Annotated in this window: 28 protein-coding genes and 2 tRNA genes; 19 read left to right on the top strand and 11 right to left on the bottom strand. The window is 68.2% G+C overall.

Annotation, left to right across the window (positions count from 1 at the left end; genetic code table 11):
• Positions 1-86 precede the first annotated feature (86 nt).
• Positions 87-689 (bottom strand): TIGR03086 family metal-binding protein, encoded by a 603-nt coding sequence (locus ASF06_RS10500; RefSeq protein WP_055946656.1) that lies wholly within the window; start codon positions 687-689, stop codon positions 87-89.
• A gap of 67 nt (positions 690-756) precedes the next feature.
• Here ASF06_RS10500 and ASF06_RS10495 point away from each other — a divergent pair, with 67 nt between their 5' ends.
• Positions 757-1,287 (top strand): GNAT family N-acetyltransferase, encoded by a 531-nt coding sequence (locus ASF06_RS10495; RefSeq protein ID WP_055946654.1) that lies wholly within the window; start codon positions 757-759, stop codon positions 1,285-1,287.
• A 10-nt stretch (positions 1,288-1,297) separates the two neighbouring features.
• Here the strand turns inward: ASF06_RS10495 and ASF06_RS10490 are convergent, their stop codons facing one another.
• Positions 1,298-3,019: a long-chain-fatty-acid--CoA ligase gene (locus ASF06_RS10490; RefSeq protein ID WP_268750641.1), complete on the bottom strand. Its 1,722-nt coding sequence runs from the start codon at positions 3,017-3,019 to the stop codon at positions 1,298-1,300.
• A 67-nt stretch (positions 3,020-3,086) separates the two neighbouring features.
• Between ASF06_RS10490 and ASF06_RS10485 the strand changes: the two genes are divergently transcribed.
• From ASF06_RS10485 to ASF06_RS10460, 6 genes are all read left to right on the top strand, one after another.
• Positions 3,087-4,166, top strand: a complete 1,080-nt coding sequence (locus ASF06_RS10485; RefSeq protein WP_055946648.1) for a type III polyketide synthase — start codon at positions 3,087-3,089, stop codon at positions 4,164-4,166.
• Entirely contained in the window at positions 4,163-4,711 is a 549-nt protein-coding gene (locus ASF06_RS10480) for an isoprenylcysteine carboxyl methyltransferase family protein (RefSeq protein ID WP_200920358.1), read from the top strand. The genes ASF06_RS10485 and ASF06_RS10480 overlap by 4 nt, the downstream gene beginning before the upstream one ends.
• Complete coding sequence (locus ASF06_RS10475) at positions 4,708-5,754, top strand: NAD(P)/FAD-dependent oxidoreductase (RefSeq protein ID WP_235500975.1); 1,047 nt, start codon at positions 4,708-4,710, stop codon at positions 5,752-5,754. Before ASF06_RS10480 ends, ASF06_RS10475 begins: the two co-directional genes overlap by 4 nt.
• A gap of 45 nt (positions 5,755-5,799) precedes the next feature.
• Complete coding sequence (locus tag ASF06_RS10470) at positions 5,800-6,255, top strand: helix-turn-helix transcriptional regulator (protein WP_055931651.1); 456 nt, start codon at positions 5,800-5,802, stop codon at positions 6,253-6,255.
• 10 nt (positions 6,256-6,265) lie between these two features.
• Positions 6,266-6,667, top strand: a complete 402-nt coding sequence (locus ASF06_RS10465; RefSeq protein ID WP_055947219.1) for a VOC family protein — start codon at positions 6,266-6,268, stop codon at positions 6,665-6,667.
• A gap of 62 nt (positions 6,668-6,729) precedes the next feature.
• The gene (locus tag ASF06_RS10460; protein WP_055946645.1) at positions 6,730-7,659 is read left to right on the top strand and encodes an oxygenase MpaB family protein; all 930 of its coding nucleotides are present in this window, start codon (positions 6,730-6,732) and stop codon (positions 7,657-7,659) included.
• A 24-nt stretch (positions 7,660-7,683) separates the two neighbouring features.
• On the opposite strand, the gene ASF06_RS10455 is transcribed toward ASF06_RS10460, so the two are convergent.
• Positions 7,684-8,688, bottom strand: a complete 1,005-nt coding sequence (locus tag ASF06_RS10455) for an aldo/keto reductase family protein (protein WP_055947217.1) — start codon at positions 8,686-8,688, stop codon at positions 7,684-7,686.
• A gap of 73 nt (positions 8,689-8,761) precedes the next feature.
• Here ASF06_RS10455 and ASF06_RS10450 point away from each other — a divergent pair, with 73 nt between their 5' ends.
• From ASF06_RS10450 to dinB, 4 genes are all read left to right on the top strand, one after another.
• A complete protein-coding gene (locus tag ASF06_RS10450) occupies positions 8,762-9,058 on the top strand; it encodes a DUF6412 domain-containing protein (RefSeq protein ID WP_055946642.1) in 297 nt (98 codons plus the stop codon).
• Between the two features lie 66 nt (positions 9,059-9,124).
• Positions 9,125-9,889 (top strand): YidC/Oxa1 family membrane protein insertase, encoded by a 765-nt coding sequence (locus tag ASF06_RS10445; RefSeq protein ID WP_055946639.1) that lies wholly within the window; start codon positions 9,125-9,127, stop codon positions 9,887-9,889.
• Between the two features lie 19 nt (positions 9,890-9,908).
• Positions 9,909-10,460, top strand: coding sequence for a DUF1697 domain-containing protein (locus ASF06_RS10440; RefSeq protein ID WP_055946636.1), 552 nt, complete (start codon positions 9,909-9,911; stop codon positions 10,458-10,460).
• Positions 10,457-11,689: a DNA polymerase IV gene (gene dinB, locus ASF06_RS10435; RefSeq protein WP_055946633.1), complete on the top strand. Its 1,233-nt coding sequence runs from the start codon at positions 10,457-10,459 to the stop codon at positions 11,687-11,689. Before ASF06_RS10440 ends, dinB begins: the two co-directional genes overlap by 4 nt.
• A gap of 120 nt (positions 11,690-11,809) precedes the next feature.
• On the opposite strand, the gene treZ is transcribed toward dinB, so the two are convergent.
• The 4 genes from treZ to ASF06_RS10415 form a co-directional block, all read right to left on the bottom strand.
• Positions 11,810-13,573 (bottom strand): malto-oligosyltrehalose trehalohydrolase, encoded by a 1,764-nt coding sequence (gene treZ, locus ASF06_RS10430; RefSeq protein WP_055946630.1) that lies wholly within the window; start codon positions 13,571-13,573, stop codon positions 11,810-11,812.
• The gene (gene treY / locus ASF06_RS10425; RefSeq protein WP_055946627.1) at positions 13,570-15,918 is read right to left on the bottom strand and encodes a malto-oligosyltrehalose synthase; all 2,349 of its coding nucleotides are present in this window, start codon (positions 15,916-15,918) and stop codon (positions 13,570-13,572) included. The genes treZ and treY overlap by 4 nt, the downstream gene beginning before the upstream one ends.
• Before the next feature lie 9 nt (positions 15,919-15,927).
• Positions 15,928-18,129 carry a glycogen debranching protein GlgX gene (glgX, locus tag ASF06_RS10420; protein ID WP_055946626.1) on the bottom strand — a complete coding sequence of 734 codons (2,202 nt, stop codon included), beginning with the start codon at positions 18,127-18,129 and terminating at the stop codon, positions 15,928-15,930.
• Between the two features lie 74 nt (positions 18,130-18,203).
• On the bottom strand, positions 18,204-19,133 hold the full coding sequence (locus ASF06_RS10415; RefSeq protein WP_055946623.1) for an LLM class F420-dependent oxidoreductase: 930 nt from the start codon (positions 19,131-19,133) through the stop codon (positions 18,204-18,206).
• Positions 19,134-19,197: 64 nt separating this feature from the next.
• On the opposite strand from ASF06_RS10415, the gene ASF06_RS10410 reads away from it, so the two are divergent.
• The 6 genes from ASF06_RS10410 to ASF06_RS10385 all read left to right on the top strand — a co-directional run bounded on the left by ASF06_RS10410 (position 19,198) and on the right by ASF06_RS10385 (position 23,438).
• Positions 19,198-19,530, top strand: a complete 333-nt coding sequence (locus ASF06_RS10410) for a hypothetical protein (RefSeq protein WP_055931674.1) — start codon at positions 19,198-19,200, stop codon at positions 19,528-19,530.
• Between the two features lie 199 nt (positions 19,531-19,729).
• Positions 19,730-20,371 (top strand): ECF transporter S component, encoded by a 642-nt coding sequence (locus ASF06_RS10405; protein ID WP_055946621.1) that lies wholly within the window; start codon positions 19,730-19,732, stop codon positions 20,369-20,371.
• A gap of 20 nt (positions 20,372-20,391) precedes the next feature.
• Positions 20,392-21,846, top strand: coding sequence for an ABC transporter ATP-binding protein (locus ASF06_RS10400; RefSeq protein ID WP_082500870.1), 1,455 nt, complete (start codon positions 20,392-20,394; stop codon positions 21,844-21,846).
• Positions 21,843-22,625, top strand: coding sequence for an energy-coupling factor transporter transmembrane component T family protein (locus tag ASF06_RS10395; protein ID WP_055946618.1), 783 nt, complete (start codon positions 21,843-21,845; stop codon positions 22,623-22,625). Before ASF06_RS10400 ends, ASF06_RS10395 begins: the two co-directional genes overlap by 4 nt.
• Positions 22,622-23,122 (top strand): AAA family ATPase, encoded by a 501-nt coding sequence (locus ASF06_RS10390; RefSeq protein WP_055946615.1) that lies wholly within the window; start codon positions 22,622-22,624, stop codon positions 23,120-23,122. The genes ASF06_RS10395 and ASF06_RS10390 overlap by 4 nt, the downstream gene beginning before the upstream one ends.
• A gap of 61 nt (positions 23,123-23,183) precedes the next feature.
• Entirely contained in the window at positions 23,184-23,438 is a 255-nt protein-coding gene (locus ASF06_RS10385; RefSeq protein WP_055931685.1) for a hypothetical protein, read from the top strand.
• Between the two features lie 24 nt (positions 23,439-23,462).
• Here ASF06_RS10385 and ASF06_RS10380 read toward each other — a convergent pair whose 3' ends face one another.
• From ASF06_RS10380 to orn, 4 genes are all read right to left on the bottom strand, one after another.
• A complete protein-coding gene (locus ASF06_RS10380) occupies positions 23,463-24,716 on the bottom strand; it encodes a D-alanyl-D-alanine carboxypeptidase family protein (RefSeq protein ID WP_055946612.1) in 1,254 nt (417 codons plus the stop codon).
• Between the two features lie 35 nt (positions 24,717-24,751).
• The gene (locus tag ASF06_RS10375) at positions 24,752-25,102 is read right to left on the bottom strand and encodes a metallopeptidase family protein (RefSeq protein ID WP_055931691.1); all 351 of its coding nucleotides are present in this window, start codon (positions 25,100-25,102) and stop codon (positions 24,752-24,754) included.
• A gap of 76 nt (positions 25,103-25,178) precedes the next feature.
• Positions 25,179-25,254: transfer RNA gene (locus ASF06_RS10370), tRNA-His, on the bottom strand.
• A gap of 48 nt (positions 25,255-25,302) precedes the next feature.
• Positions 25,303-25,923, bottom strand: coding sequence for an oligoribonuclease (gene orn / locus ASF06_RS10365; protein WP_055946609.1), 621 nt, complete (start codon positions 25,921-25,923; stop codon positions 25,303-25,305).
• Positions 25,924-25,967: 44 nt separating this feature from the next.
• Between orn and ASF06_RS10360 the strand changes: the two genes are divergently transcribed.
• Both ASF06_RS10360 and ASF06_RS10355 read left to right on the top strand, forming a co-directional pair.
• Positions 25,968-26,186, top strand: coding sequence for an SCO4848 family membrane protein (locus ASF06_RS10360; protein WP_055947212.1), 219 nt, complete (start codon positions 25,968-25,970; stop codon positions 26,184-26,186).
• Between the two features lie 39 nt (positions 26,187-26,225).
• Positions 26,226-26,298, top strand: a tRNA-Arg gene (locus ASF06_RS10355).
• Positions 26,299-26,322: the final 24 nt, after the last annotated feature.

Here is a 26,322-nt window from a genome sequence, read left to right as displayed (position 1 = left end):
AAGCTCCTTGCGCTCAGGCAGAGTCTCGGGTTCGCCGCCTAGGCGTTCAGGCTAATCCTCATTCATGAGTGTGCATAGATCGAGAGCTACGCGGAGAGCGGAAGCCTGTCGTCTCGCCCGGTCAGGGCCAGCAGCCGAGACTGCAGCGACGCGTGCTCGGGAACGGGAACGGGGGAGCTGAACAGACCGGATGCCTCCAGCGTCTCCTTCTGCGGTTCGAACACGGTCCAGACCGCGGCGATGAGCTGGTCGTCGAGTGTCTCGGACGTGCGGGTGGCACGCGCCAGGTCCCACGTGTGGATGGTGACATCGGAGACCTGCTCGCGCAGGTACTCGGTGACCGTCACGGTGTCGTACGACAGCTGCACACGGGCATCCGGTGCCGCCGATCGCCAGGCGTCGGTGGCGGCCTTGGAATACAGGGCCCACTCGGTGACGAGGTCGCTCGACAGCGGGCGCTTGAGCGCCTGTGCCTGTCGCAGGGTGCGCCCCTCGAGAAGCAGGGGAACCCACTGCTGCTCTTCGATCACGTGGGTGACGAGCTGACGGGTGTTCCAGTCGGTGTCGGGGGTGGGGGCGTTCCAGTCGGTCACCGCCTCGAGGCGCGTGGCGAACTCGGCGTGTGCGGTGTTCTGCAATGTCAGCCAGTCGATGGTCACGATGGGGCTCCTGTCGGCGATGCTCGTCATGGTTCTAGGTGTAAGTCCATCACGCTCGCGTGCATTCCGCCGAGCGTCTCTTGGATAGGCTCGCGGGGTGACCTTGACGACCAGAGACATCGATGCCACCGACCTGACTCCGCTGCTGGCCATGAACAACAGGGCCATCCCCGCGGTGAACCTGCTCGACGAGGCGGAACTCCTCGACCTCGTGTCGATGGCGCACGCCGCCGTGATCGTCGTCGACGACGAGGCTCCAGGGAAGCCGCTCGGCCTCGTCGTCACACTGGCCGCCGGCAACGACTACGAGAGCGAGAACTACCGCTGGTTCGAGGAACGGGGCGGTGACTTCCTCTACGTCGACCGCATCGTCGTCGCCGAGGGCATGCGGGGTCGCGGCCTGGGCCAGCTGCTCTACGAGCGCGTCTTCGCCGAGGCCGAGCTCGCCGGTCTCACCGAGGTCACGTGCGAGGTCAACCTCGATCCGCCGAACCCCGGCTCGCTGGCGTTCCATGACCGCCTCGGCTTCGTGCAGCTGGGCGAGCAGGTCACCAAGGGAGGCTCCGTGACGGTCGCTCTTCTCTCCGCGCCCGTCTTCCCGGCTTCGTCGCTGCCCGATCCCTCCTGATCGGTTCGGTTCAGCCCTTGCCCGCCAGCAGCTGCTCCCGCACCGCACGGCGCAGCACCTTGCCGATGAGCGACTTCGGAAGCTCGTCGATCACGACGATCCGCTTCGGCACCTTGTAGGCCGTGAGCTGCCCGCGGCACCAGTCGCGGAACTCCTTCTCGTCGAAGTCTGCTCTGGACGAGAGCACCACGGCCGCGACCACGTCTTCTCCACCGCCCCCGCTCGGCATACCGACGACGGCGACGTCCGCCACACCGGGATGCTGGCGCAGCGCGTCTTCGACCTCCGACGGCGCCACGTTGAATCCGCCCGTGATGATGAGTTCCTTGATGCGGTCGACGATGGTGACGAAGCCGTCGGCATCCTGCGTGCAGATGTCGCCGGTGCGGAACCAGCCGCCCTCGAGCAGCACGGCGTCGGTCTCGTCGGGCTTCTGCCAGTACCCCTGGAACACCTGCGGTCCGCGGATGAGCAGCTCGCCCTCCTCGCCCGGCGTGCGGTCGATCGAGGTGTCTTCGGGGTCGACGACCCGGATGTCTGTGCTCGGGAAGGGGACGCCGACGGTGCCGGGACGGCGGCTCGGGCCGATGGGGTTTCCCAACGCCACGGGCGAGGTCTCCGTGAGTCCGTAGCCCTCGACGAGGTAACCCCCCGTGGCCTTCTCCCAGAGCTCGACGGTGGAGACGGGCAGGTTCATGGCGCCGGAGATGGCGAAGCGGATTCCAGTGAGATCGACCTTGCGCTTCTGGGCGCCCAGCGCGAGGCGCTCATAGATCGGCGGCACGGCGGGCAGGAAGGTGGGCGGATGCGACTTCGCCGCGTCGAGCACGAGATCGACGTCGAACTTGGGAAGCAGCACGAGTCGGGCGCCGCTGTTCATGGCGAAGGTGAGGCAGAGCGTGAGCCCGTAGGCGTGGAACATCGGCAGAACGGCGTAGATGACCTCCTTGCCTGCCACCATTCCGGGCACCCACGCGCGGCCCTGGAGGGCGTTGGCGTGCAGGTTGAAGTGGGTGAGCTTGGCGCCCTTGGGCGTTCCCGTCGTGCCGCTCGTGTACTGGATGACAGCGAGGTCGTCGACGGTCGGGCGAGGCACGGAGCGGCGCACGGGCCGGTGGTTGATCAGCTTCTCCCAGGGCATGCTGCGCTTCGAGTCGGCCGTGAGCGCCTTGCGGGCGTCGCGGGCCTTGGGCACCGGCAGCCGCAGCGCCAGTCGCTTCGACAGGGGCATCGCACGGGTGATATCGACGGCGACGACCGTGTCGAACGCCACGTCGGCGGGCATCGAATGGATGCGATCGCCCACCTTGTCCCACACGATCGCGACCTTCGCGCCATGGTCTTCGAACTGGTGGCGCATCTCGCGGTCGGTATAGAGCGGATTGTGCTCGACGACGATGGCGCCGAGTCGAAGGACGGCGTAGAAGGCGATGACGTGCTGCGGACAGTTGGGCAGCACGAGGGCCACCCGGTCACCGGGGCCGACGCCGGCTCGTCGCAGGCCCTCGGCGGCGCGCGCGACCAGCATGCCCAGCTCGGCATACGTCGTCGTCGAGCCGAAGAAGTCGAGGGCGACATTGGACTTGTACGCACGCACCGAGTCGTCGAACATGTCGACCAGCGAGCCGGTGGGCAGCGCGATCGTCGCGGGCACGCCGTCTGCGTACTGGGAAACCCATGGCCGGTCGGTCTCGATGCTCATACGGTGCCCTTCGCTTTGTTGTCGAGACATTATGGCGCAGTCGTTTCGGCTTTCCATGGGCATCGATAGGCGTGAGCGGCCGTGCTAGCGTGCGAACGTGTCGAGAATCGTCGGGGTATCCGCCGCACTGCCCGCCCTCTCGTATGCCCAGACGGAGATCACTGACACGATCGCCCCGATGATCACCGCGGATCCCTCGAAGCAGGCGGTCCTGCGACGGCTCCACGAGGGCAGCCGGGTCGAGCGACGCCACCTGGTGCTTCCGATCGAGCGCTACCTCGAGGAGCAGAGCTTCACAGAGACGAACGGCCTCTTCATCGAGGCGGCCACCGACCTCGCGGAGGAGGCCCTCGGGGCGGCGCTGCTGCAGGCGGGCGTGCGCGCCGACGAGGTCGACTTCGTGCTGTTCACGTCGGTGACGGGTGTCTCGGCGCCGTCGATCGACGCGCTCCTCGTGCCCCGCCTCGGGCTGCGGCCCGACGTCAAGCGGGTACCCATGTTCGGCCTGGGCTGCGTCGCCGGTGCCGCCGGCATCGCCCGGCTCGACGACTACCTGGCGGGCCATCCGACGGGCGTCGCCGTGCTCGTCTCCGTCGAGCTGTGCTCGCTCACCGTGCAGCGCGACGACGACTCGATGGCGAACCTCGTCGCATCCGGGCTCTTCGGCGACGGCGCGGCGGCCGTCGTGATGGTGGGCGCCGAGCGCGCAATCGCGAGGTCGGACGACGGATTCGACGTCGTCGGCTCGCGCAGCGCCCTGTACCCCGACACCCGCCACGTGCTCGGCTTCAATCCGGGGGAGACGGGCTTCCGCATCGTGCTGACCGCCGGGGTCGCCGACGTGATCGACGAGCATTTCGGTGACGACATGACCCGGTTCCTTGCCGACCACGACGCGACGATCGACGACATCCCGCGCTGGATCGCGCATCCGGGCGGCCCGCGGGTGCTCGACGCGTTCAGCGAGGCCCTCGACCTGCCACCGGGGGCGCTCGACGTGAGCTGGGATTCGCTCGCCCGGGTCGGCAACCTGTCGTCGGCATCCGTGCTGCACGTGCTGGCCGACAGCATCCGAGACGCGCCGCCGACGGGCGGGGAGCTGTGCGCCCTGTTCGCCCTGGGCCCGGGCGTATGCGCCGAGCTGGTGCTTCTGCGCTGGTCGGGAGCGACGGAATGACCCTCTCCGTGCTGCTGTACACGATCCTCATCCTGCTGACCGGCGGTGAGCGCATCGTCGAACTCGTCGTGTCGACCCGCAATGCGGCGTGGGCGTTCGCGCGCGGCGGCCTCGAGTTCGGCCGACGCCACTTCGGACCGATGGTCGCGCTGCACACGGGGCTGCTGCTCGCCTGCCTGCTCGAGACGATCCTCGCCGACAGGCCGTTCATTCCGTGGCTGGGCTGGCCCATGCTCGTCATCGCGCTCGCCAGCCAGGTGCTGCGCTGGTGGTGCATCGCCTCGCTCGGCCATCGCTGGAACACGCGGGTCATCGTGGTTCCCGGCCTGCCGCTCGTGCTGCGTGGACCGTACCGGTGGCTGCGCCACCCCAACTACATCGTCGTCATCGCGGAGGGCATCGCCCTGCCCCTGGTGCACAGCAACTGGGTGACCGCCCTCGCGTTCACCGTGCTCAACGCGGTGCTGCTGTTCGGGTTCCGCATTCCGGTCGAGGAGCGGGCGCTCGAGGCGGCGCTCGGCGAGAAGCCCGTCGCACCCCGATGAGCGCGATCGACGTCGATGTCGCCGTCGTGGGGGCCGGGCCAATCGGCCTCGCCGCCGCGATCGAGGCGCGGCTCGCGGGACTGTCGGTCGTGGTCATCGAGCCGCGGTCGTTTCCGATCGACAAGGCCTGCGGCGAAGGCCTGATGCCCGGGGCCGTCGCCGCCCTCGCGCGACTCGGCGTCCATCCCGAGGGAGCAGCGATCGCCGGCTTTCGATACTCGAACGCACGCACCCTTGTCGAGCACCGGTTCGCGGGCCCCTCCGGTCTCGGCGTGCGCCGCACGGCACTGCACGATGCGCTCTCCGAGCGAGCAGACGAGTTGGGCGTGATGCGTCTGGATGCCCGGGTCTCCGACCTGGTGCAGAACGCAGAGGGCGTGACGGTCGGCGACGTGCGTGCGTCGTGGCTGCTCGCCTGCGACGGCCTGCATTCCACGGTGCGACGGCTGGTCGGACTCGAACGGCCGGCGCCGGGTCGCGCCGACCGGCGCCGCTTCGGCCTGCGCCGGCACTACGCGATCGAGCCGTGGACAGACCTCGTCGAGGTGCACTGGGTCGCGGATGCCGAGGCCTACGTCACGCCGCTGGCCGGCGGCCTCGTGGGTGTGGCGGTTCTCGGACGGCCGCGCACCGACTTCGACGAGATCCTGGCGCAGCTGCCGGAGCTCTCCGATCGCCTCCGAGGATCGAGCCCGGTCGACAGCCTGCGCGGGGCCGGACCGCTGAGACAGCGCACCGCGGCCCGCAGCGCCGGGCGAGTGCTGCTGCTGGGTGACGCCTCGGGCTACGTCGACGCACTGACCGGCGAGGGCATCCGAGTCGGTCTGGCCCACGCGCGGGCCGCCATCGAGGCGATCGTCGCTGCGGGCCCCCGGCCGGCGGCGGCCTACGACCGGGAGTGGGGCCGCGTCAGCCGGGACTTCCGTGTGATCACTTCGGGACTGCTCGCCGCGGCGCAGTCTCCTCTCAGGCCGTTCATCGTGCCAGTCGCGCGGGCGATGCCCGCTCTCTTCGGTGCAGCGGTGGAGCGCCTCGCCCGATGAGGCGGCAGGCGTGACCTCGAGGGGGCACGCTGCTACGGTCGAGACATGTCCCCGGAACGACTGGCCGCGCTGGTGCAGCTGCGTCGTGCGCGCGACCTGATCGACAGGGAATTCGCGCGGCCGCTCGACGTGCCGACGATGGCGAGGCACGCGCTGATGTCGCCGGCGCACTTCTCCCGCCAGTTCAAGGATGCCTACGGCGAGACCCCGTACGGCTACCTGATGACCCGGCGCATCGAGCGTGCCATGGCCCTGCTTCGGGCAGGAGTCTCGGTCACCGACGCCTGCATGGCGGTCGGCTGCACCTCGCTGGGCTCCTTCAGTTCCCGGTTCAGCCTGCTGGTCGGGGAGACGCCCAGTCAGTATCGCCGACGGGAGCACGACGCCGTGCAGCTGATGCCGTCGTGCGTGGCGAGCGGGTACACGCGGCCGCGCACCGCCGACTCGGCGACCGCCGAATCGAGCAGGATTCGAGAAGCCGCGATGGCCCTCTCGGCCTAGCGTGGCATCCATGACCATCTCACTTCAGTACGCAGGAATCACCGTCACCGACGTCGACGAGGCGCTCGGCTTCTATCGCGACGCGCTCGGCTTCGAGGTGCGGAATGACGTCGCCAACGGAGGCTTCCGCTGGGTGACGCTCGGCAGCCCGGTCCAGCCCGACCTGTCGATCGTGCTCTCGGAGCCGCACGCCGGCCGGTCCCAGGCCGACGGCGACGCGCTCGAGGAACTGCTCGTCAAGGGCGTGCTGCAGACGCTCGTGTTCCGCAGCGACGATCTCGACGCGAGCTTCGAGAAGGTCCGCGCCTCCGGGGCCGAGGTGCTGCAGGAGCCGATCAAGCAGCCGTGGGGACCGCGCGACTGCGCGTTCCGCGACCCCTCGGGCAACACGGTGCGCATCTCCGAGGCGTAGGCGCGGCGAGGCGCGTCGTCAATGCCGGGCGGCCCACAGCCGACCGCGCGCAGACTGGGGGAGTGAAACTCGTTCCCGCCGCCCTGCGCGATCGCATCCGCCTCGTCCTGAGCGGCTCCAGCGATGAGCCGCCCGAGTGGTCGGTTCGTCTCGACGAGGGCGACGACGGAGGATTCTTCGCGCCGGGCTCTGCCACCTGGAGTGTGCACGGGGGCATGTCGACGATCGTCGCGGGCATCCGTGCGCTGCTGATCCAGGCGCTGCACCCCGGGGCGATGGCCGGAGTGCACGACCACTCCCGGTACAAGGAGGATCCCCTCGGGCGCCTGGCAGGCACCATCCGCTGGATCTTCACCGTCAGCTACGGCGATACGCGAACGGCGATCGGCACCTCGAACTGGGTACTGAAGATGCACGAGCGCGTCGTCGGCAGCTATCTCGATGCGCGGGGCGTCTCCCGACCGTACGCGGCGAACGACCCGGAGCTGCTGCGCTGGGTGCACCTCGCGTTCACCGACTCGTTCCTCGCCACGGCCAAGCTCTATGGAAAGCCGATTCCGGGTGGGCCCGACGCGTACGTGCGCGAGTGGGCGATCGCGGGCGAGCTGATGGGCGTGCAGGACCCGCCGCGCTCGGAGGCCGAACTCGCCGCCCAGCTGCGGGCCTACCTCGACGCCGGCGACCTCGTCTTCACCGACCGCGTCGCCGAGGCCGTGTCGTTCATCCGCCGGCCCCCGATCGGCCGCTCGCTGATGCCCGGCTACGCCCTGCTGTTCGCGGGCGCCGTCGCATCCATCCCGGAGCCGTATCGCGGCATGCTCAGACTGCGCGTGCCGTCGCTCGGGCCCATCCGGATGCCGGTCGCAGCCGTGACCAGGCTCACGCTGCGGGTGATCGCGGGCACGTTGGAGAAAGACCCGCCGAGCGACCTCGCTGCGCGTCGCAGGCTCGCCCGGCTGGGCATCGACGGCCCCGCGATCACCCGCCGGTAACGCGGATCACACGGGGCCTGTCGATCAGACGGGGCGCGTCTCCGGCGAGACCGTGTGCTTGGCATCGCGCACCACGACGGATCCCAGTGCCTCGTCGATGCGCGCGAGGATGCCCTCGTCGAGGGTCACGCCGGCGGCCTTCACGTTCGACTCCACCTGCTCGGGGCGCGATGCTCCCATCAGGGCGGATGCGACGTTCGGGTTCTGCAGGACCCATGCGATCGCGAGCTGGGCCATGGTGAGCCCGAGGTCGTGGGCGATGGGCTGCAGCAGCTGCACGCGGGTCAGCACGTCGTCGTTGAGGAAGCGCTTGACCATGTCGGCCCCGCCCTTCTCGTCGGTGGCCCGGCTGCCCGGGGGCAGTTCCGCGCCGGGCTTGTACTTGCCCGTGAGCACGCCCTGCGCCACGGGAGACCAGACGATCTGCGACAGGCCGAGCTCCTCTGAGACGGGCACGACCTGGTCTTCGATCACTCGCCAGAGCATGGAGTACTGGGGCTGGTTCGAGATGAGCTGGAAGCCGAGCTCCTTCGAGAGTGCGTGGCCTGCGCGGATCTGCTCCGCGTTCCACTCGCTGACGCCGATGTAGAGCGCCTTGCCCTGGCGCACGATGTCGGCGAAGGCCTGCATCGTCTCCTCGAGCGGCGTCTCCACGTCGTAGCGGTGTGCCTGGTAGAGGTCGACGTAATCGGTCTTCAACCGGCGGAGCGAGCCGTCGATCGACTCCATGATGTGCTTGCGCGACAGGCCCACGTCGTTGGGACCCTTGGGGCCGGTCGGCCAGTAGACCTTCGTGAAGATCTCCAGCGATTCGCGGCGCTGGTGCTTGAGCGCCTTGCCGAGCACCTTCTCCGCGGCCGTGTTCGCGTAGGCGTCGGCCGTGTCGAACGTGGTGATGCCGGCGGTCAACGCGGCTTCGACGCACTGCGCAGCGATGTCGTTCTCGACCTGCGATCCGTGTGTGAGCCAGTTTCCGTACGTGATTTCCGAGACTTTGAGCCCGGACTTGCCGAGGTACCTGAATTCCATGTCCATCACGCTACTCCTCGCACTGAACGGCGGCTGGGGGTAGCGTGGGAGGCCTCCGATACGACAGGACCTCATGACCGCCATGCTCGAGATGATGAATCATCTGCTCGGTCTGGCCGTCGCGCTGTCGTTCGACGCGGGCACGCTCGACACGGCGGCCGTCGTCGGCGTCGTAGCTCTAGGCGCCCTCGCCGTCGCGTTGTGCACGCAGTACCTGGTGAGCATGATCGGCCGCTCCGGCGTCTCGCTCATCGAGCAGACGGGTTTTGACCTCGCCGCCCTGCGGGTGCTGGTCGTGCAGAGCGATCCCAACGCGGCGGGCAGGCCGCGCACCAGGGCCCCGGCGCGCTCCATCCCGGTCGCCGCCTAGCCCTTCGGCTCGGCAAGCAACCACACGTCATCCATCTTCCGCCCATGACGTTGGGATCTCTCTGCCATGAATCCGTACACCCTCGGCCCTGTCGCGGCCGTCCTCGACGCCGCCTACGCGGTCGTCCAGCACCTCGCATCACTGCTCGAACCGCTCTTTCCCGTGGCCGCCGCCGGCGCCGCCATTGTCGTCATCACCCTGCTCGTCCGCAGTGCGCTCATCCCCGTGGGAGTCTCCCAGGCGCGGGCTGAGGTCGATCGGCGACGGCTCGCACCGCTCGTCTCCCAGCTCCGCCAGAAGCACGCGAAGAATCCCGAACGTATGCAACGCGAGCTGATGGCCCTGTACGCGGCCGAGAAGACATCGCCGTTCGCCGGCTTCCTGCCGCTGCTGATCCAGCTGCCCATCGTGTCGCTCGTCTACGGGCTCTTCACCCAGCTGCACGTGAATGGGCACTCCAACGGCCTGCTCGAGCAGACCGTCTTCGGCGTGCCCCTCGGCACGAGCCTGCTGTCCGTCTTCGGTTCGGGCATCGGCCTGCCCCAGGCGATCGTCTTCGGCGTGCTGCTGGCGACGATCGCGATCGTCGCCACTCTCTCACGGCGCTACCTCGCCCCGCTGCCTCCGGTGTCATTGCCGGGCACCCCGGCGGCGCCCGCCGCCGCGACCGTGCCGGGCGCCGAGTCGCTCACGCGCATCCTGAGCTACCTGCCTTACATCACCGTGCTCTTCGCGGCCTTCGTACCACTCGCGGCCACGATCTACCTCGCACTGACCACGCTCTGGAGTTTCGTGGAGCGGCTGATCCTGAGGCGTCGGATGGCAGGATGAGAGCAACAAGGAGGTCGCCATGACGACGTACGTGGCGCTCGTGCGCGGCATCAACGTGGGCACGAGCACCCTGGTTCCGATGCCCGACTTCGAGCGCGTGCTTGAGCAGGCGGGGTTCACGAATGTGAAGACGCTGCTGAGAAGCGGCAATGCGGTCTTCGACTCGGCGACGTCGCTCTCGGCGGCCGACGTCGTCGACCTCGAGACGCGCTTCGCAGAGGTCACCGGGGTGTCGGCACGCTTCGTCGTGCTCGAGGGGCGCGAGTTCGTGGGTGTCGTGCGGGAGAATCCTCTCGTCGATGTCTCCGACGACCCCTCGCGCCTGATGATCTCGTTCCTGCCCGATGCGGCGCCGCGCGAGTCGACCCTCGTCTTTCCCGACGCCGACGGCCTGCTGCCCGAGATCATCCGCCTCGGCAGCAGGGCGGTCTACGCGTGGTGCCCGAATGGAGTGTCGAAGTCGGCGATCCCGCTGGCGTTCTGGAAGCAGTTCGGCCCGGCCGCGACGACGCGCAATGCGAACACCGCGAACAAGCTGGTGTCACTGGTGCTGCCTAGACTCGAAGGATGATCGTGCAGGGCGGAGCAGACGACTCGACCGCCACCATGCTGCACATCGATATGGACGCGTTCTTCGCCTCGGTCGAGCTGCTCGACCACCCCGAACTGCGAGGCCAGCCGGTCATCATCGGCCACGCGGGCGGTCGTGGCGTCGTCACCAGCGCCACCTACGAGGCTCGGCGTCTCGGCGTCCACTCCGCGATGCCGGTCTCCGTGGCCATGCGACTCGCGCCGAAGGCGCACATCCTCGCCCCGCACATGCACCTGTACAAGCACTACTCGGCCGAGGTGATGCGCATCTTCCGAGACGTCACGCCCCTCGTCGAGCCGCTGAGCATCGACGAGGCCTTCCTCGACGTCTCCGGGGCCAGGCGGTTGCTCGGCAGTCCCAGCACCATCGGCTCGCTCGTGCGCGCGCGGGTCTTCGACGAGACGGGGCTCACCTGCTCGGTCGGAGCGTCGTCGACGAAGTTCGTGGCGAAGATGGCGTCGCAGCGAGCCAAGCCCGACGGCATGCTCGTCGTTCCCGAGTCCGAGATCCTCAACTTCCTGCATCCGCTTCCCATCAAGGCCCTCTGGGGTGTGGGGGCGAGCACCGAGGCCGCGCTCGCACGTATCGGCATCAAGACGGTGCGCGAGCTCGCAGAGATGCCGATCGCCGCGCTCACTCGCGCGGTCGGCGAAGCCTCGGGCCAGAAACTGCATGCCCTGGCACGAGGCATCGACCCGCGCGGCATCGTGCTCGAGCGCCAGGAGAAGAGCATCGGGCACGAGAACACCTTCGAGTTCGACGTGGGCGATCATCGGGTGCTCCATCGCGAACTGCTCAAGCAGGCCAACCAGGTGGCCGTCAGGCTGCGCAGGGCCGGCCTCGAGGGTCGCACGGTGGCACTCAAACTGCGCTTCAGCGACTTCACCACCATCACGCGTTCACGCACGCTCGCAGAGCCGAGTGACCTCGGCAAGCAGATCTACGACGAGGCCAAGGCCATCTTCGATGCGCTCGACCTTCGCGACGATCAGCGCGTGCGGCTCATCGGTGTGCGTGTCGAGCAGCTCGCCGAGGCCGGCTCGGTCGTGCACCAGCCGTCGCTGTGGGCCGACGAGGCCGAAACCCAGACCGACGGATGGCGCGACGCCGAGCGCACCATCGACAAGCTGGCGGCGCGCTTCGGCTCAGGCGCCGTCGGCCCCGCGTCGCTCATGCGCAAGAAGAGCCCAGAGTCCTCGCCGGAATAGGGCAACTGCGCGTCTCGGCCGCGCCGGTCGAGTAGCGAGGGACGAGCGCATCGAGACCACCGCGGGTGGCCTTGACACCCCGGATCGTTTCTCGCGCGGCTACTCGATCAGCGCGAGTCGTCAGATGGTGGGGCGGTAGACCGTCACCGAGTGGCCGGCGACGCGAGGATTCTCGCTCCGCGGGCTCGACTCGAGGAGGACGTCGCTCGACGAGAGCAGGCCGTGAGGGGCATCCATCGGATCGGCCGAGAAGTTCACCAGCACCGTCACGTCGCCTCGGGTCAGCTGCAGCCACCGCTCGTCTTCGGAGAAGTCGACCGAGAGCTGAGGCCAGCGCGGGTCGGTGAAGGCGGGAACGGTGCGGCGCAGCGTCGTGAGGGCGCTGTAGAACTCCAGCAGGCGCGCGTGCGCCGATCCCTCCGAGGCGGGTTCGCTCCAGTCGAGCTTCGAGTCGGTGAAGGTCGACAGGTCCTGCGGGTTCGGAACCTGCGACTCGTCCCAGCCCATGCGCTCGAACTCTGCGATACGGCCCTCCGCAGTGGCCTTGCCCAGCTCGGGTTCGGGGTGCGAGGTGAAGAACTGGAAGGGCGTGGATGCTCCCCATTCCTCGCCCATGAAGAGCATCGGCGTGTACGGGCCGAGCAGGGTCAGCGCCGCCGCGATCGCGAGCTGCCCCTCGTCGAGGGATGCGGTCAGACGATCTCCAATCGCCCGGTTGCCGATCTGGTCGTGGTTCTGGTTGGCCACGACGAGACGCCAGGTGAGAACGTTGGCCGTGTCGATGTGCTTTCCGTGGTGGCGACCCCGGAAGCTCGACCAGGTGCCGTTGTGGAAGAAGCCGGAGGTCAGGGCCTTCGCGAGCGCGCTCAGAGGCTCGAAGTCGGCGTAGTAGCCCGAGACCTCGCGGGTGAGCGCCACGTGCACCGAGTGGTGGAAGTCGTCGCTCCACTGGCCGGTCAATCCGTAGCCGTTGTGATCGCGAGGGGTGAACATGACCGGGTCGTTGAGGTCGGATTCCGCGATGAGGCTGAGCGGTCGACCGACGAACGCCGACCAGGCATCCGTCTCCGCCGCGAGTTCACTGAGCAGGTGCCGCGAGCTCTCGTCGTGCAGGGCGTGCACGGCGTCGAGGCGCAGCCCGTCGACGTGGTACTCCTCGAACCACATGCGGGCGTTGTCGAGAATGAACCGCCGCACCTCGGTGGAGCCGTGGCCGTCGAGGTTGATCGCCTTGCCCCAGGTCGTTCCCGCGGCCTCGTGCTCGTAGGGCCCGTAGACGCCGAGGTAGTTGCCGCTCGGGCCCAGGTGGTTGTAGACCACGTCCTGGATCACGGCGAGGCCGCGCAGGTGACAGGCGTCGACGAACCGGCGGTAGGCATCCGGACCGCCGTAGGTCTCCTGGATCGCGAACCAGAGCACGCCGTCGTAGCCCCAGTTGTGGGTGCCGTTGAAGGCGTTCACCGGCATGACCTCGACGAAGTCGATGCCGAGGTCGACGAGGTGATCGAGGCGATCGATGGCCGAGTCGAGCGTTCCCTCGGGCGTGAAGGTGCCGATGTGCAGCTCATAGATCGCGCCGCCCGCGAGCTGGCGCCCCGCCCAGTCGTCGTCGTTCCAGACGTGGGTCGACGGATCGACGGTGCGCGACAGTCCGTGCACTCCGTCGGGCTGCCGGCGAGAACGGGGGTCGGGGAACGGGCCCACGGTCTCGCCGTTCGCGTCGTCGACGAGGTAGCCGTAGTCGACCTCGCCCTGCGGCGCCGAGGTGCCGGCCGTCCACCAGTCGCCGTCGGTTCGGGTCATCTCGATTGTCTGGCCGTCGGCGACCAGGCGCATTCGGGCGGCTTTCGGCGCCCAGACGTCGAAGGGGTGTCTGACGGTCATTCGGAGAGATCCTCTCGGACTGCGGCAAGGAGTGCGACGGGAAGGTCGGCGAGCAGGTCTGACAGCGACACCGGGCCGGCATCGATCTGTCGCCCGGTGAGCGCATCGACGCTGTCGCGCTCGATCGTGATCTGAGTCGAGCCCCAGCCGTCGGCCTGGGCGAGCGACCACGGAAGGCGCGTCGCGATTGTGATCGCGCCGCCCCTGTCGAAGGCGATGACGTGGCTGGCCGCGTCGCCGTGCGCCTCGACGGGTGCGTAGCCCGAGAAGAGTTCCGGATGCTCGTGCCGCAGGCGAAGCGCCCGCGACGTGACGAGCAGCTTGGCTGCGCCGGTCTCGTCGACGCTCGGCAGCGCTCCCGTGTCGAGGATCTCGAGCAGACGGCGCCTCTCGTCGAAGTCGACGGGTCGGCGGTTGTCGGGGTCGACCAGCGAGTTGTCCCACAGCTCGGTGCCCTGATAGACGTCGGGCACGCCCACCATGGTGAGCTGCAGCAGCTTCGCCGCGAGCGAGTTCGACCAGCCCGCAGGCCGGATGCGCGCGGCCAGCGACTCGACGAGCTCGTGAGTGCGCGGGTCGTCATAGGCCGCGTCGACCGCCGCGTGCAGCGCCTCTTCGAACGCCTCGTCGGGGTTGTTCCACGTCGTGGATGCCCCGGCTTCGCGGGACGCCTTCTCGGCGTAGGCGTGAAGCCGCTCGCGCTCGATCGGCCAGGCCCCGATGGCCGTCTGCCACAGGAGCGAGTCGAAGGTCTCGTCGCCGATGGGCGCCGACTCGCGCAGCTTCGCGAGCGTCTCGAGCCAGGTGTGCGGCAGTTCGCTCAGCACGTCGATGCGTGCGCGCACGTCTTCGCCACGCTTGGTGTCGTGGGTGGAGAGGGTGGTCATGGTGCGGGGGAGCGATGCCATGCGCTGCCACTGGCGCGCGTGGAACTCCGTGGGCTCGATGGCGAATTCGGCCGGCTCTCCGCCGACCTCGTTGAGTGAGACGAGCCTGTTCCAGCGGTAGAACGCCGTGTCCTCCACGCCCTTGGCCATGACCATGCCCGAGGTCTGCTGGAAGCGGATCGCCGCCGCATTGCTCGGGTGGGACAGGGCAGCTGTCACGGCCTCGAGCTCTGCCGCGAGATCGGGGCGGGCCGTGAGCGCGTCGCGGTGGGCCTCCTCGAGCTTCTCGACGCCCGAGGGAAGATACGAGCGGTAGACGGGGAAGCAGGTCAACAGCTCGGCGATGGCATCGGCGATGGCGGGGGAGCCCCGCCACGTGGAGCCCTCGAGCGCATCCTCGCGATCGAGGTCGCGCTGGATGCGCAGCACCTCCGAGCGCAGGATGCCGTCGGCGATCGCTCTCTTCGTGTCGTGGATCAGCGACGTCCAGCTGTCGTGCGCGCTCTCGCCGTCACCCAGGCCCAGCGCGACGTTCAGGAACGGCTCGCCCGAGGCATCCACCAGCACACGATCGATGTCGCCCAGCGCGTCGTAGCCGGTGGTGCCGGCCGTCTTCCACGAGGCGGGCAGCTTCTCGCGCCCCTCGAGGATCTTCTCGACCAGCACGTAGGCGCCGCCCGTGAGCTCGGCGAGGTGCTCGAGGTAGTCCTCGGGGTCGGCGAGGCCGTCGGGGTGATCGACCCGCAGGCCGTCGGCGAGTCCGTCGGCGAACCAGCGCCCGATCTCGGCGTGCGACTCCTGGAACACCCACGGCACCTCGACCTTGACGCCGGCGAGCGTGGTGACGGCGAAGAACCGTCGGTAGTTCAGCTCGGAATCGGCGCGCCGCCAGTTCATGAGCTCGTAGTGCTGGCGCGAGTGCACCGTGATCGCGTCGGCACCGTCGTCGGCTGTGCCGGGCGCGACGGGGAAGCGGTTGTCGTAGTAGTGCAGCTCGCGCGTTCCGTCTGGTGCGGTCGCGAGCTCGAGGGCGTCGAGCGAGTCGTCGCCGAGCACGGGCAGCCGCACCTTGCCGTGGCCGAACTCCCAGTCGACGTCGAAGGCCTCGGCGTAGCGCGAGTCGCGCCCGTGGGTCAGCAGGTCCCACCACCACACGCTCAGGGGAGGGGTCGCCACCCCCACGTGATTCGGCACGATGTCGACGAGCACGCCGATGCCGCGGGAGTGGGCGGCCTCGGCGAGCCGCTCCAGCTCCTCGGGTCCACCCCGCTCCGGATCGACCCTCGAGTGGTCGATCACGTCGTAGCCGTGGTTGCTTCCCGGCTCCGCCTCGAGGATCGGTGACAGGTAGACCCAGTCCGCTCCGAGGTCTGCGAGGTAGTCGATCAGCTCGGTCGCCTTATCGAGTGTGAACGACGACGAGATCTGGAGTCGGTAGGTGGAGAGGGGTTCGCGCATGGTTCCTCGCTAGCCGTTGGACGGCTTGGTCAGGGGGATGGTGTCGATGGTGCCGGTCATGGCGGTGAGGGAGGCTGCCACCGAATGGTCTGCCTCGGTCACCGCTTCCTGGTGGGCGCGGAGCACGACGAGCGACTTCGCCAGTACCTTGACCTTCTCGTTCGCGCTGCGGAGCGGACCGTCTGCAGCCTGGCCGGCCGAGTCGATGACCACGTCCCACGACTGCGAGTATTCGCCGGGAGGGAGAACGAAGTCAACGTCTTGCGGTTCGGCGTTGAAATAGACAAGGAAGTTCACGTCGGTGATGCGCTGACCGCGCTGGTCGCGTCCGCGGATGCCCTGCCCGTTGAGGAAGACGCCCACCGATCGGCTGAGCGGAGCGTCCCATTCCTCGGGTTCCATCTCACGGGCATCCGAGTTGAGCCAGACGATGTCGGGCAGCGGCTCGCCCTTTCCTCGCCTGACCGGCCGGCCGTCGAAGAAGCGGCTGCGGCGGAACGTGGGGTGCTCCTTGCGCAGCCGGGAGACGGCGGCGGTGAACTCGTTCAGGGGCACATCGGCGTGGTCCCAGTGGATCCAGCTGATCTCAGAGTCCTGGGCGTAGGTGTTGTTGTTGCCCTGCTGGGTGCGGCCGATCTCGTCGCCGTGCAGCAGCATCGGCACGCCCTGCGACAGCAGCAGCGTGGCCAGGAAGTTGCGCTGCTGGCGCGCGCGCAGCTCGAGGATCACCGGGTCGTTGGTCGGGCCTTCGATTCCGGAGTTCCAGGAGCGGTTGTGCGATTCGCCGTCGTTGTTGTCTTCGCCGTTGGCCTCGTTGTGCTTCTCGTTGTACGACACGAGGTCGCGGATGGTGAAGCCGTCGTGCGCCGTGACGAAGTTGATGGATGCGACGGGTCGGCGACCGGAGTGCTCGTACAGGTCTGCAGACCCCGTGAAGCGCGAGGCGAACTCGCCGAGGCTCGCGGGCTCGCCGCGCCAGAAGTCGCGCACCGTGTCGCGGTACTTGCCGTTCCACTCCGTCCACTGGGCGGGGAAGTTGCCGACCTGGTATCCGCCGGGACCGACGTCCCAGGGCTCGGCGATGAGCTTGACCTGCGAGATCACCGGGTCCTGCTGCACGAGCTCGAAGAACGTCGAGAGCTTGTCGACGTCATAGAACTCGCGGGCCAGCGCCGAGGCGAGGTCGAAGCGGAAGCCGTCGACGTGCATCTCGGTGGCCCAATAACGCAGCGAGTCCATGATGAGCTGCAGGGAGTGCGGGTGGCGCACGTTCAACGTGTTGCCTGTACCCGTGTAGTCCATGTAGTAGCGCTTGTCATCGTCCATGAGCCGGTAGTAGGCCGCGTTGTCGATGCCTCGGAACGAGATGGTCGGACCGAGGTGGTTGCCCTCCGCCGTGTGGTTGTAGACCACGTCGAGGATCACTTCGATGCCCGCCGCGTGCAGCGACTTGACCATGCCCTTGAACTCCTGCACCTGCTGGCCGCGCTCACCCGCGGAGGAGTAGCTCGACTGCGGCGCGAAGAAGCCGATCGTGTTGTAGCCCCAGTAGTTCGACAGACCCTTCTCGAGCAGCGTGCTGTCCTGGACGAACTGGTGCACCGGCATCAACTCGATGGCGGTGACGCCGAGCTTCTTGAGGTGCTCGATGACGGCCGGATGCGCGACGCCCGCGTAGGTTCCGCGCTGCTCGCGGGGCACGTCGGGATTCAGCTGGGTCAGGCCCTTCACGTGGGCCTCGTAGATGACGGTCTCGTTGTAGGGGATGTCGAGAACGCGGTCGCCGGACCAGTCGAAGAACGGGTTGATGACGACGCCGGTCATCATGTGCTTGGCCGAGTCGTCGTCGTTGCGGGAGTCGGGGTCGCCGAAGTTGTACGAGAAGAGCGACTGATCCCAGTCGATCGTTCCGCTGGTGGCCTTGGCGTAGGGGTCGAGCAAAAGCTTGTTCGGGTTGAACCTGCAGCCGTTCTCCGGGTCGTAGGGCCCGTAGACGCGGTAGCCGTAGCGCTGTCCAGGCTGCACCTGGGGCAGATAGCAGTGCCACACGTAGGCGTCGACCTCGGTGAGTTCGATGCGGGTCTCCGCGCCCTTCTCGCCGAAGAGGCAGAGCACGACGCGCTCGGCAGCCTCGCTGAAGATCGCGAAGTTCGTGCCGCTCCCGTCGAAGGTCGCGCCGAGCGGGTAGGCCGATCCGGGCCAGCTTTCCATGGAGTTCTCCTGAGACGTGATTAAGGCGTGATGAGTCGGGTCGAGCGGGATGCTCGGAGGCGTGCGGTGAGAAGTCAGTCGAGCTTCGACATGACTTCGGCCGCGATGAGTTCGAGGTGGTCGAGGTCGTGGATGTCGAGAGTCTGAAGATAGAGGCGTTCGACGCCGTCTTCGCGAAGGGCACCGATGCGATCGACGACCTCGGCGGGAGACCCGGCGAGCCCGTGCTCGCGGAGTTCGCCGGGCTCACGGCCGATGGCGGCGGCCCTGCGCTCGAACTCCGACGAGGTCGAGCCGACGGCGGCGACCAGGGCGGCCGAGTAGACGAGCTCCGAGGGGTCGCGCCCGATGCTCTCGCACGCCTCGCGCACGCCCCGGAACCGCAGGGGGATATCGGCGAACTCGGCGAACGGCACGTTGAACTCGGTCGCGAATCGCGCCGCGAGCTTCGGGGTGCGCGTGGGGCCGCTGCCGCCGACGATGATCGGCACCGGATGCTGCACGGGTTTCGGAAGGGCGGGGGAGTCGACCAGGGTGTAGTGCCGGCCCTCGAACGAATAGGTCTCGCCGACAGGGGTTCCCCAGAGGCCGGTGATCACCTCGAGCTGCTCCTCGAGCAGGCCGAAGCGCTTCGCGGGGAACGGGATGCCGTAGGCGAGGTGCTCCTGTTCGAACCAGCCGGTGCCGAGGCCGAGTTCGACCCGGCCTCCCGACATCTGATCGACCTGGGCGACCTGGATGGCGAGGATGCCCGGCTGCCGGTAGGTGACGCTCGACACGAGCGTGCCCAGCTTGATGCGCGTCGTCTCCCGTGCCAGCCCGGCGAGGGTCGTCCATGCGTCCGTCGGCCCGGGCAGTCCGGCTGTGGGATCGTCGCCCATGCGCAGGTAGTGGTCGGAGCGGAAGAAGGCGTCGAAACCGAGTTTCTCGGTCGCCTGTGCGAGGGTCAGCAGGTCGTCGTAGCTCGCGCCCTGCTGCGGTTCGGTGAAGATGCGTAGGTCCACACCCCCAGCGTGTCACACACCCGGCACTCTGGTGGCACGGTTGCGCTGGAGGTACCGTGACCTCATGACAAACATCGCCGTGAAGCTCGCAGAGACCGTTCGATCGTTCGGAGTGGGAGCCGTCTACGGCGACCCCGTCGAGATCGAGGGGCAGACCCTCGTTCCTGTCGCCATCAGCTGGTTCGGATTCGGCGGCTCGGGCTCCGACGACGCGGCCTCGGGGCTCGCGGGCGGAGGCGGCGGAGGTGCCGCCATTCCCGTGGGCGCCTACGTCACGCAGGAGAACGGGCGGGTCGCCTTCGAACCCAATCTGATCTCCTTGCTCGCGGTGTCGATTCCCACCATCTGGGTGACGGGAAAGGCCTTCGCGCGGATCATCCGCGCGCTGAAGAAATAGTCCCAGCGGCCCTATACTGGGTCGCAACACGGGAGTCCGGTGAGCCGGGCTGAGAGGAAGGTTCTCCAACCTTCGACCGTCGAACCTGATCTGGATCATGCCAGCGCAGGGAGGACATCTCACGGTGTCGTCTGCAGGGTCTTCCTGCGGCGGCCCCACCCGTGCCCTGACATTCGCTTACGACGAAAGGGCACGTTCAGTGCGCACTTCACCCTCCTCTACGGAATCCGCAACAACCGCCGTCGGCTCGAGCCGACCCGATCGCTTCAGATGGCGGGTCGTCGACATCGTCGTCGCCAGCGTCATCGGCGTGGCCTCCGGCCTCGTCTTCTGGCTCTGGGGCCAGGCCTATAACCCCCTGTCCGCGCCCCTCGAAGCAGCCCTCCCCGGGCTTCAGGCGCTCCTCGGCGGCGGCTGGCTGTTCGCCGGCGTGCTCGGTGGCCTGATCATCCGCAAGCCCGGCGCCGCACTCTTCACAGAACTGGTCGCCGCCGTCGTCTCGGCGATCGTGGGAACGCAGTGGGCCGCGCTCACGCTCGTCTCCGGACTGGTTCAGGGCCTCGGCGCCGAGATCGTCTTCGCCCTCTTCCTCTATGCGAACTGGCGCGCCTACGTGGCCGTGCTCGCCGGAATGGGCGCCGGTCTCGCCCTGGCGATCAACGACCTCGTGCTCTGGTACGCCGGAGCCAAGATCGAATTCGCGATCATCTACACCGTCTGCTCGCTGATCTCGGGCGCCCTGCTCGCCGGCCTCCTCTCCTGGCTGGCGGCGCGCGGCCTTGCGCGAACGGGCGCCCTCAGCCGTTTCGCCTCGGGACGAGAGGTCTCGGCGCGGGTCTGACAGGCATCCGGATTCACGACATGACGCTCGCCCCCCAGCCCCCCGCCGCCGTCTCGGCGCGCGGCTGGGGGTGGCGGCACGCGTCGCGCAAGGCCTGGGCCGTCGACGGGCTCGACCTCGAGATCGACCCCGGCGAGCGCGTCCTGCTGCTCGGTGCATCGGGGGCCGGCAAGAGCACGCTGATGCACGCCCTCGCCGGCGTGATCGGCGGAGACGACGAGGGCGAGCAGAGGGGTGAGCTGCTGGTGTCCGGGCGGCGCGCAACGAGCGCCCGCGGAATCGCCGGCCTCGTTCTGCAGGATCCGGACTCGCAAGTGATTCTCGCCCGCGTCGGCGACGATGTCGCCTTCGGCTGCGAGAACCTCGGCGTGCCCCGCGACGAGATCTGGCGGCGCGTCGCCTCATCGCTCGATGCGGTCGGGCTCGACCTCCCGCTCGATCACCCGACCTCCGCCCTCTCGGGCGGACAGAAGCAGCGGCTCGCGCTCGCGGGCGTGCTCGCCATGCAGCCCGGCCTCATCCTGCTCGACGAGCCCACGGCCAACCTCGACCCCGAGGGCGTCGCCGAGGTGCGCGACGCCGTGGCCAGGGTCGCCTCCTCGACCGGTGCGACCCTGATCGTGATCGAGCACCGGGTCGAGGTGTGGCGCGACATCGTCGACCGGGTCGTGGTGCTCGCGCCCGGCGGGGGAGTGCTGGCCGACGGGGATCCGCGTCGGGTGCTGCGAGACCGCGGCGCCGAGCTCAGCGCGTCGGGAGTGTGGATTCCCGAGTTCCCCCCTCGCTTCACCGAGCGCCGGGTGGCCTCCTCTGGCGAGCGCCTGCTGGATGCCACGGGGCTGGGCATCGCGCGCGTGCGCGGTTCGCGCATCGCCGACGGCCTCGACATCAGCCTCGACGAGGGCAGGGCCGTGGCCATCGTCGGACCAAACGGAGCGGGCAAGTCGACTCTGGCCCTCACTCTCGCGGGTCTCCTCCGTCCCGACTCCGGAGCCGTATCTGCGACGCGCGCTCTGGCTGGCCCGCTGAAGTCCGCCTCGCCGATCTCCTGGCGCTCGAAGGACCTGCTCACTCGCATCGGCACCGTGTTCCAGGACCCGGAGCACCAGTTCCTCTCGGCGACGGTCCGCGACGAGCTGTCGGTGGGCCCGAGGGCCCTCGAGCTGAGCGACGTGGAGGTCGACGCCCGCGTCGACGAGCTGCTCGAGCGTCTGAGGCTCGACCACCTGGCCCTCGCGAATCCCTTCACGCTGTCGGGTGGAGAGAAGCGCAGGCTGTCTGTTGCCACCGTGCTCGCGACCAGGCCGAAACTGCTCGTGCTCGACGAGCCGACGTTCGGACAGGATTCGCGAACCTGGCGCGAGCTCGTCTCGCTTCTCGCCGGCCTCCTCGACCAGGGCCAGTCGATCGTCGCGGTCACCCACGACGCCGACTTCGTGGCCGCTCTGGCCGATGACGAGGTGAGGCTGACGTGAGCATCCTCACCCCGACGGCGGGACCCCAGGCGATCTACCGGATCAACCCGGTGGCCAAGCTCGCGACGGCGTTCCTGCTGGGTTTCGCGCTCATCCTCACCATCGACTGGCTCTCCGCCGCCACCGCGCTCGTGCTCGAGAGCGTGCTGCTCGTGTGGGCCGGCCTCAGCGTCCGCCAGTTCCTGTTCCGCACGATCCCCGTGTGGATCGCCGCCCCGACCGCCGGGTTCACCACGCTTCTCTACGGGCAGCCCTCGGGCCAGACCTACGTCGAGTTCGGCCTGATCCACGTGACCGATGGATCGGTCTCGCTGGCCATCGCCACCGCATTGCGTGTGCTGGCGATCGGCCTTCCCGCCATCGTGCTCTTCGTGACCATCGACCCGACCGACCTCGCAGACGGGCTCGCCCAGGTCTGGCATCTCCCGAGCCGCTTCGTGCTCGGCGCGCTCGCGGGCCTCCGGCTCGTGGGGCTGTTCCTCGACGACTGGCGCTCACTCGAGCTCGCCCGTCGAGCCAGGGGGGTGGGCGACCGGGGGCGCATCCGTCGCCTTCTGTCGCAGGCCTTCGCGCTCCTCGTGCTGTCGATCAGACGCGGCAGCAAGCTCGCCACCGCGATGGAGGCCCGCGGCTTCGGGGGAGACACGCCGCGCACCTGGGCGCGGGAGTCGGTGTTCGGATGGCGCGAGATCGCCCTGATCGCCATCGGCGCGGCGATCGCCGCCATCGCGATCACCGTCGCGGTGGTCTTCGGAACCTGGAACTTCATCGTCGGATGAGCATTCGCAACGTCGTTCTGCTCGACGGCCCCAGCGGAGCCGGAAAGAGCACTCTCGCCGATCGGCTGGTGGCCGGGTGGCCGGGTCCCGTGCGGCCGCAGCTCGTGCGGCTCGACGACATCTACCCGGGGTGGGGCGGCCTCCGTGCGGCGGGAGAACATGTGCAGCGGTTCATTCTCGAACCTCTCGCCGATCACAGGGCCGCACGCTGGCAACGCTTCGACTGGAGCGCCGACGCTCCGGCCGAATGGCACGAGGTCGACCCGGATCGCCCGCTTCTGATCGAGGGCTGCGGAGTGCTCACCCGGGCGAACGCGCGGCTCGCAGACGTGCGGATCTGGCTGGATGCGCCGGACGAGGTGCGCAAACGACGGGCCCTGGAGCGCGACGGGGAGACGTACGAGCCGCACTGGGACGAGTGGCAGCGGCAGTGGGAGTCGTTCGTCGCTCGCGAATCTCCCGAGTCGTGGGCCGACCTCAGGCTCGACGGGTCCTAGCAGATTTCGCACACGGCCGCGGCTGAGAGCTGAATGCAGCCTGACGGTTTACGGTGGAGCCATGACTGAGAAAACCTACACAGCCCTGTACCTGGACGGTCCCCTCGAGGGACAGACCGAGGAGCGCGCGTTCATCGACGGCGAGTTCGACACGCGGTTCCCCGCGCTCGGCGCCGTCGGAGGCCTCGAGTCGACGTTCTGGTACGAGTCGGGAGACACCGAGGAGGTCGAAGGCCACCTCACCGTGAAGTACTCCTTCGACGCGGCTGACTCCGATCCCACCGTTCGCACGGGCGACATCGGAGACGACCACTAGGGTCGTACCGCCCGCAACCGGCCCCTACTCGGAGTCGGTTCGAGATCGGATGAAGGCGTCGATCACGGGAGCCGGATGGGTCATTCGCCAGACCGGCCCCGGATCGGCTATGCGCCTGTCGAGCTCGAGCAGCACGGTCACGTCTCCCGTGGGCGTGTGGAACGTCACCTGACCGACGCGCGTCCCCTTGGCCGCCGTCGTCACCGGCTCCACCGTGATCGTCTTCGTGACCGGTGTCGTCAACCAGATCAGCTCGGATTTCGTGGTCACGGCCACCCCGTGGGCCTCGTCGCCCCAGGGGGTCGTGTACGTCACCAGCTCGTCGCCCTCGGCGACGAGCACCGTCTCGGTGAGTGTTTCGGCCGCGCTCGAGACGAGCGTCGTCAGGTCGCCATCCAGTGTCTCGTAATCGGGTTCGCGCAGGAAGGCGCCGTACAGCGGGACGGCGTCGTCGCCCGTGCCGACGGTCAGTCGGAACAGGAAGCACAGCCCCGCCGCGTCGGTGAAGCTGCGCGACAGGCCCGTTATGCCGTCTTCGGCGCGGTATGCCGCGACGTTGGCGACCGGCCGATTGCCCGCGACGACCACGCTGTCGCGGCTCATGATGTCGGCGATCACGGGGTCGCCGAAGGCGCGTGACGCCAGGGCGGCGAGGTCGGATGCCGTGCCCAGTGATCCCTCGGCCAGTCCGGTCGCGTCGACCACGGTCGTGCCCGGGTATCCGTTCGCGGCCAGCCAGGCGTTCGCGGCCACGACGTAGTCGTCGACCGACCCGAACGCCCACCGTGCGAGCGCATCGGCGTGGGTATTGCTCGAACCCAGCAGCATGGCCTGCAGGTACTGCTGCTCGGTCCAGGTCTCGCCGGCGATGAGCGAGATCGAGCGCGCCGCTTCGGAGATGTAGGTGACGTAGCCCGCGTAGTCCTCCGCGGTCACGACGATCGACGGCCCCGGCTTGCCGGCCTCGATCGGCTTCTCGTCGAGCACGACGAGAGCGGTGATCACCTTCGTCACGCCTCCCAGGGGAACAGCAGCGGTGTCGCCCCCGGATGCCAGCACCGATCCGTCGGCCGTGGCGATCGCGCTCGCGCCGTTCTGCGAGACGGTCGGCGCGCCGCGAGTCGGAACGATGTCGGAGGCGTCGTCGATCACGGCCTCGGTGCGGGGGAGCGGACCCACGAGCGTCGCCGGCCCGTACAGCCCGATGGCGAGGATCAGGATGGCCACGAGCGCGATGCCCAGAGCCCGGTTGATTCGTGATGCCGCTGATCGAGCCATGGGCCAAGGCTAACCGGGTGTCGGTGGATCGCCGGTCAGCCCCAGCCGAGTTCGTGAAGTCTGGTGTCGTCGATGCCGTAGAAGTGGGCGATCTCGTGAACCAGGGTCACGTGGATCTGCTCCTTCAGCTCGTCGAGGTCGTCGACGAGTTCGAGCAGCGGCTCGCGGTAGAGCACGATGCGATCGGGCATCTCGCCGAATCCGTACTGCCCCCGCTCCGTCAGCGCGACGCCGTCGTAGAGGCCCAGCAGGTCGAGGGAGCCGTCCTCCGGCCTGTCCTCGACCACGAAGACCACGTTCTCGAGTCCGTCGATCATGTCGTCGGGCAGGAGATCGAGTTCGGCCACCACGAGCGCCTCGAACTGCTCGGCGTCGATGTCGTGCACGGAGGGCTCTCCTTCGGACTGATACGCGCGGGATACGACAAAGGCCCGGATCGTGATCGACCCGGGCCTTTCTCTCTGGGGTGAATAACGGGGCTCGAACCCGCGACATCCGGCTCCACAAGCCAGCGCTCTACCAACTGAGCTATATCCACCATGTGCCACTCGACGAGAACTCATCGAAGCGACAGAAGAAGACTCTACTACAGACCGGCGGCGAACTCGCGCACAATCGTCGAGGAAAGCTGCTTCAGGTCGTCGGTGGCCGGTCCGGGCTCGGCCACGAAGGCGCCCTTGCGGTAGTAGCCGAGCTCGCGGATCGACTCGAGGATGTCTGCGAGGGCGCGATGGCCGCCGTCTTTCTTCGGTGCGTTGTAGTACACCCGGGGGAACCACCGATGCACGAGTTCTTTGATGCTCGAGACATCGACGCTGCGGTAGTGCAGGTGGCCGTCGACGCGCGGCATGTACTTGGCGAGGAATGCGCGGTCGGTGCCGATGGTGTTTCCGGCGAGCGGTGCCTGCTGGCCGGTGGGCACGTACTTGAGGATGTACTCGAGCACCTGGAACTCGGCCTCTGCCAGGCTCACGCCGTTCGGGATTTCCTGGTCGAGACCGCTGGACGCGTGCATGTCGCGCACGAAGTCGTTCATGTTCTCGAGCGCCGAGTCATCGGGCTTGATCACGATCGCGAACCCGGGATCGATGATGTTGAGGTCGAAATCGGTGATGACGACGGCCACTTCGACGAGCTCATCGACGCTGAGGTCGAGTCCCGTCATTTCGCAGTCGATCCAGACGAGACGATCCGTGAGTGAAGCCATATGCGCAATCCTATCCGTGTGCTGAGAATCGTAGGATGGACGCGATGATCATCACTCTCGCCATCCTGCTTCTGGTCAACGCCCTCTGGAACGCGCTCGTGTGGCCGCGGTTCTATGCACGCATCAGCAAGGATCCCCGGGCGCGAGACTCCTCGGGCAGGGCGACGACCTTCCTCAAGGTGCACGCCGTTCTGATCGGCGTCTCGCTGCTGCTCGCTGCGGTCTCCCTCGTCGTGGCCATCATCGCGCTCGTCACAGCCTGACGCGCTATCGTAGAAGCGCCTCGCCGTCGTGGCGCGCACGCCTCCGTAGCTCAGTGGATAGAGCAAGAGCCTTCTAATCTCTTGGTCGTAGGTTCGATTCCTACCGGGGGCACCTTATTCGTCGCCGTGTGGACAA

Origin of the sequence: Agreia sp. Leaf244, assembly GCF_001422695.1 — a bacterium.
In the GTDB taxonomy this organism is placed as follows: Bacteria; Actinomycetota; Actinomycetes; order Actinomycetales; family Microbacteriaceae; genus Agreia.
Note: the sequence above shows the minus strand (reverse complement) of the source record. Positions and strands in the feature narration are given on the sequence as shown.

Excerpts from the sequence above, each read along its gene's own strand:
- ASF06_RS10500 (WP_055946656.1), bottom strand. The coding sequence starts at position 689 with ATGACGAGCATCGCCGACAGGAGCCCCATCGTGACCATCGACTGGCTG.
- ASF06_RS10490 (WP_268750641.1), bottom strand. The coding sequence starts at position 3,019 with ATGTCTCGACAACAAAGCGAAGGGCACCGTATGAGCATCGAGACCGAC.
- ASF06_RS10480 (WP_200920358.1), top strand. The coding sequence starts at position 4,163 with ATGACCCTCTCCGTGCTGCTGTACACGATCCTCATCCTGCTGACCGGC.
- ASF06_RS10475 (WP_235500975.1), top strand. The coding sequence starts at position 4,708 with ATGAGCGCGATCGACGTCGATGTCGCCGTCGTGGGGGCCGGGCCAATC.
- ASF06_RS10470 (WP_055931651.1), top strand. The coding sequence starts at position 5,800 with ATGTCCCCGGAACGACTGGCCGCGCTGGTGCAGCTGCGTCGTGCGCGC.
- ASF06_RS10465 (WP_055947219.1), top strand. The coding sequence starts at position 6,266 with ATGACCATCTCACTTCAGTACGCAGGAATCACCGTCACCGACGTCGAC.
- ASF06_RS10455 (WP_055947217.1), bottom strand. The coding sequence starts at position 8,688 with ATGGAATTCAGGTACCTCGGCAAGTCCGGGCTCAAAGTCTCGGAAATC.
- ASF06_RS10450 (WP_055946642.1), top strand. The coding sequence starts at position 8,762 with ATGACCGCCATGCTCGAGATGATGAATCATCTGCTCGGTCTGGCCGTC.
- ASF06_RS10445 (WP_055946639.1), top strand. The coding sequence starts at position 9,125 with ATGAATCCGTACACCCTCGGCCCTGTCGCGGCCGTCCTCGACGCCGCC.
- ASF06_RS10440 (WP_055946636.1), top strand. The coding sequence starts at position 9,909 with ATGACGACGTACGTGGCGCTCGTGCGCGGCATCAACGTGGGCACGAGC.
- dinB (WP_055946633.1), top strand. The coding sequence starts at position 10,457 with ATGATCGTGCAGGGCGGAGCAGACGACTCGACCGCCACCATGCTGCAC.
- treZ (WP_055946630.1), bottom strand. The coding sequence starts at position 13,573 with ATGACCGTCAGACACCCCTTCGACGTCTGGGCGCCGAAAGCCGCCCGA.
- treY (WP_055946627.1), bottom strand. The coding sequence starts at position 15,918 with ATGCGCGAACCCCTCTCCACCTACCGACTCCAGATCTCGTCGTCGTTC.
- glgX (WP_055946626.1), bottom strand. The coding sequence starts at position 18,129 with ATGGAAAGCTGGCCCGGATCGGCCTACCCGCTCGGCGCGACCTTCGAC.
- ASF06_RS10410 (WP_055931674.1), top strand. The coding sequence starts at position 19,198 with ATGACAAACATCGCCGTGAAGCTCGCAGAGACCGTTCGATCGTTCGGA.
- ASF06_RS10400 (WP_082500870.1), top strand. The coding sequence starts at position 20,392 with ATGACGCTCGCCCCCCAGCCCCCCGCCGCCGTCTCGGCGCGCGGCTGG.
- ASF06_RS10390 (WP_055946615.1), top strand. The coding sequence starts at position 22,622 with ATGAGCATTCGCAACGTCGTTCTGCTCGACGGCCCCAGCGGAGCCGGA.
- ASF06_RS10385 (WP_055931685.1), top strand. The coding sequence starts at position 23,184 with ATGACTGAGAAAACCTACACAGCCCTGTACCTGGACGGTCCCCTCGAG.
- ASF06_RS10380 (WP_055946612.1), bottom strand. The coding sequence starts at position 24,716 with ATGGCTCGATCAGCGGCATCACGAATCAACCGGGCTCTGGGCATCGCG.
- orn (WP_055946609.1), bottom strand. The coding sequence starts at position 25,923 with ATGGCTTCACTCACGGATCGTCTCGTCTGGATCGACTGCGAAATGACG.
- ASF06_RS10360 (WP_055947212.1), top strand. The coding sequence starts at position 25,968 with ATGATCATCACTCTCGCCATCCTGCTTCTGGTCAACGCCCTCTGGAAC.